Here is a 3,936-nt window from a genome sequence, read left to right as displayed (position 1 = left end):
ATGTGCGCCCAGCATGGGCGCTATCTTTAGGGTTCAAGTCCCGAATGGCGAAGGCAGTAGTAGTCATTAGCTTAAGACAAGGGTGTCGATCGTGAGGTCGAATCTGAAGGAAGTCGGCGGCAAATCTCCGGTCCGAGGAACACGAATCTCATATCAGGCTAACGTTCGTTGGATGAGGCTGCATTACAAGTCAAAGTCCTTACTGCCGAAGGCGAATGGAAGTAAATGAGGCGGGTAGATGGAGAGGAAGATAGCGTTCTTACCTGGGGAGATCTGTACGGAACGCGGAGTAACTCCGTAACTCTGCTTGCGAGAGCAGATTGAACGTACAGAAGTCAGCAGAAGCCATAGTGCGTGCGTGGCAGCACGATCATCAGGTGGGTTGAAGTCCCGCTGAGCACCGGACTAGGGGGCTCATATCCAAACTCGGGAGTAATGCCTCGGGGGCCGGCAGATTTTTTTTTTTCCTGCCGGAGGGCAGGGCGTCTGCCGTGAGGCAGAGTCTGAAGGGCTTGAGGAGAAGTACCAGGCCGCAGTGAAACGGGGCTACCCGAATTGCGAACCGGTCGGCCAAAGATGGGGCAAGGTCGAGTCTGCACTATGGAGACGAAGGCGTTCTAGTCCACCCATCGCACCAAGGTGTGTGCGGGCGGCATGGTACGGAAGATGACGATGTGACCCACGGAGATCTCGTCGTGTCTGAAACAAATGCACTTGCAGGACGAGTGGTTAAATAAAGTCGAAGCGGTCGCGCCGCGCCCACCGCTTCCAAGAACGCGCGGCAGTTTCAGTAATGGATGCTATAAGGTAACCCCGAAATGCAGTCCGAACGCATGGCGAGAAGTCGGAGAGCTGCGTACTACTTATGAACGGACGAACAACAGAAACGTCCGGATCAGCCGCCCTGGTGCGGTTGGCTTCTGCTCACTCAAATGGTGAACCAGAAGGGGAAGGCGGCTCGCTTTATGGAGACCGGAACTGGAATGAGTTTCGCAAGTAGGCGGCAAGGAAAGGATAGTTCCCTATGTGAAAGACCCAGAACTTGCAGGTGGAGGATACGAGACGCATGACAGCAGAAGGCACAGGAAGGAAAGTTCATTCGTTAATTGACAAGGTGTATCACCGAACAAACTTGGAAATGGCATGGGAGTCAGTGAAGGCAAATGGAGGCAGTGGAGGAATCGACAAGGTTACCATCCCAGCCTTCCAAACCGTAGCAGAGATAGAACTGGATCGACTGCACGAAGAGCTGAAGCAAGGGACGTATCGACCAATGCCAGTCAGACGAATTCTCATCCCTAAGAAAGGGAAACCAAATGAGAAACGGCCGCTAGGCATTCCGGCAATACGAGATCGGGTGTGTCAGCAAGCGCTAAAGAACCGGTTGGAACCCATATTCGAGCCGCTGTTCAGTGAATGCAGCTTCGGATATCGTCCAGGGCGTTCCACGCACCAAGCAATGCGGAAGATTTATCGCGAACTGATGGACGGATGCGAATGGATTGTAGACGCGGATTTGCGGGATTTCTTCGGAACCGTACATCACGAACCGCTCATCGACATGATCGCAGAACAAGTTAGCGATGGTAGAATCCTCAAACTTGTCAGACAAATGCTCGAAGCCGGGTACATGGAAAGCGGGAAGAAATACGCGACACCGAGCGGCACACCGCAAGGTAGCGTCGTGAGTCCGCTATTCAGCAACATCTACCTGAACCAGTTCGATCACGAGATGACGAGTAGAGGTTACCGACTGACGCGTTTCGCCGACGATTGGGTGGTCCTCTGCAAGACGCAGGTGGAAGCCGCACAAGCATTACGGGATGCAAGAATGATTCTGGAATCGCTTGGATTGACGCTTCACCCGGATAAAACAAAGATCACTCATATCAAATGGGGGTTCGAGTTTCTGGGCTACAAGCTGAAACGAGGAAAAGGACTGTCGTTGTCGCGGGAAAAGGTAAAGAAGCAACCGAAATGCTTATCCCAAAGACAAGTCCATTCAATCGTTTAAGGAAACCATCCGAGCCCGAACGCATAGACGCATTCCGCTAACGGTCTTTGAGCTTATTGACTCCATTAACCCCGTTATACGAGGATGGGGCAACTATTTCCGAAAAGCCCATGTAAGAAAGCTGTTCAACCGACTTCAACGCTGGATCATCAGGCGGATATGGAGTCACCGCTTCAAACGCTGGCGCAATGCGGGATGGAAGAAGTTGCCGGAGTCCACCCTCTACTCCAAGTATAGATTGGTAAATCTCTTGTCGTTAATACCGGATTTGAACTTACGAACTGCACCCAGAGGGTGACATGAAGGAAAGCGGATTGCGGGAAAACTGCACGATCCGTTTGAACGAGCGGACGGAGGAAGGCGTAAGCCGACCTCCTTCGACTCTACACGCAAGGTGTTGCAACAACTTGCGAAAGGGCTGAACATGAAATAGGTATTTGTACGTCAAGGCGTTCAGAGCGAGCGATGAAAGCAGAAAATCCGAAAGGACCTGTTGATGAAGGAAGCGGTGAATCCGTGTGGGGCTTTGGCAGGGCAGAGCATATCTCTGGCACAAGAGGAAGGTACAAATCACGCAAGGAGTTGTAAGAAATGTTGGAGCAATTACTGTCACGGGAAAATCTTCTGGAAGCCTTAAAGCGTGTCGAATCCAACAAGGGAAGCCATGGCGTTGATGGCATGTCCGTAAAATCCTTACGAGATCACATCAAACAAAACTGGCAGACGATACGACAAGCGATAGAAGAAGGCACCTATGAACCGAGTTCCGTTCGCCGGGTCGAAATCCCGAAACCGAATGGCGGAACGCGGTTATTAGGTATCCCTACCGTGACAGACCGATTCATTCAACAAGCAATCGCCCAAGTGCTAACGCCATTGTTTGATCCTCAGTTTTCCGAACACAGCTACGGCTTCCGTCCGAAACGGCGGGGACACGATGCAGTGAGGAAAGCTAGAACGTTTATGACAGAAGGATATCGATTCGTCGTCGATCTTGATCTGGAGAAGTTCTTTGACCGTGTCCACCACGACCGTCTGATGATGAAACTTGCGTCCAGGGTGAAAGACAAGAAAGTTCTGCTACTTATTCGCAAGTATTTGCAGGCAGGTGTGATGGAAGGTGGTCTGGTTAAGCCAACAGTGGAAGGAACGCCGCAAGGCGGTCCATTAAGCCCGCTGTTGTCCAATATTGTGTTGGACGAACTAGACCAAGAACTGGAGAAGCGCGGACATCGCTTCGTCCGCTATGCGGACGACTGCAATATCTACGTGAAAACCAAAAGAGCAGGCGAACGGGTCAAGGCATCCGTGACCCAGTTCATTGAGAACAGGCTAAAACTAAAGGTGAACCAAGCGAAAAGCGCGGTAGACCGCCCGTGGAAACGGAAGTTTCTTGGGTTTAGTTTCAGTGTAAACAAAGAGCCGAAAGTAAGAGTTGCCGAGCAATCCTTACGGAAAGCCAAAGCTAAAATCCGAGAGATAACCTCTCGGAAGAAGCCAATGAAGATGGAAGAGCGAATAAAGGAATTGAACCAATACCTGATAGGCTGGTGCGGTTACTTCTCGCTTGCGGACACTCCGAGTATCTTTAAGAGCATGGATTCATGGATTCGAAGCAGGTTACGCATGTGCCTGTGGAAACAATGGAAGAACCCGAAAACCAAAGTAAAAAGGCTTATATCTTTAGGGATGCCTAAAGATAAAGCCTTTGAATGGGGAAATACCCGAAAAGGGTATTGGCGTACTGCAGGTAGTCCGATTTTAAAGCGGGCATTGAACAACCGATACTGGGAGTCCAATGGGTTAAAGTGCATAACGGACAGATACAACTCATTACGGAATATTTCATGAACCGCCGTATACCGAACGGTACGTACGGTGGTGTGAGAGGTCGGGGGCTAGCCGCCCCCTCCTACTTAATT

Annotated in this window: 3 protein-coding genes; all 3 read left to right on the top strand. The window is 50.8% G+C overall.

Features of this window, described 5'->3' with window-relative positions; genetic code table 11:
• The first annotated feature begins 1,066 nt into the window (after positions 1-1,066).
• The 3 genes from ltrA (DFP95_RS28500) (at position 1,067) to ltrA (DFP95_RS28495) (ending at position 3,865) form a co-directional block, all read left to right on the top strand.
• Positions 1,067-2,014, top strand: coding sequence for a group II intron reverse transcriptase/maturase (gene ltrA / locus DFP95_RS28500; RefSeq protein ID WP_245988058.1), 948 nt, complete (start codon positions 1,067-1,069; stop codon positions 2,012-2,014).
• Positions 2,001-2,312, top strand: coding sequence for a group II intron maturase-specific domain-containing protein (locus DFP95_RS29575; protein WP_342768297.1), 312 nt, complete (start codon positions 2,001-2,003; stop codon positions 2,310-2,312). Before ltrA (DFP95_RS28500) ends, DFP95_RS29575 begins: the two co-directional genes overlap by 14 nt.
• 293 nt (positions 2,313-2,605) lie before the next feature.
• Entirely contained in the window at positions 2,606-3,865 is a 1,260-nt protein-coding gene (gene ltrA / locus DFP95_RS28495) for a group II intron reverse transcriptase/maturase (RefSeq protein WP_115996070.1), read from the top strand.
• Positions 3,866-3,936: the final 71 nt, after the last annotated feature.

This window comes from Cohnella lupini (genome assembly GCF_003386205.1).
GTDB lineage: Bacteria > Bacillota > Bacilli > Paenibacillales > Paenibacillaceae > Cohnella > Cohnella lupini.
This window is presented reverse-complemented; position numbering and strand designations above follow the sequence as displayed.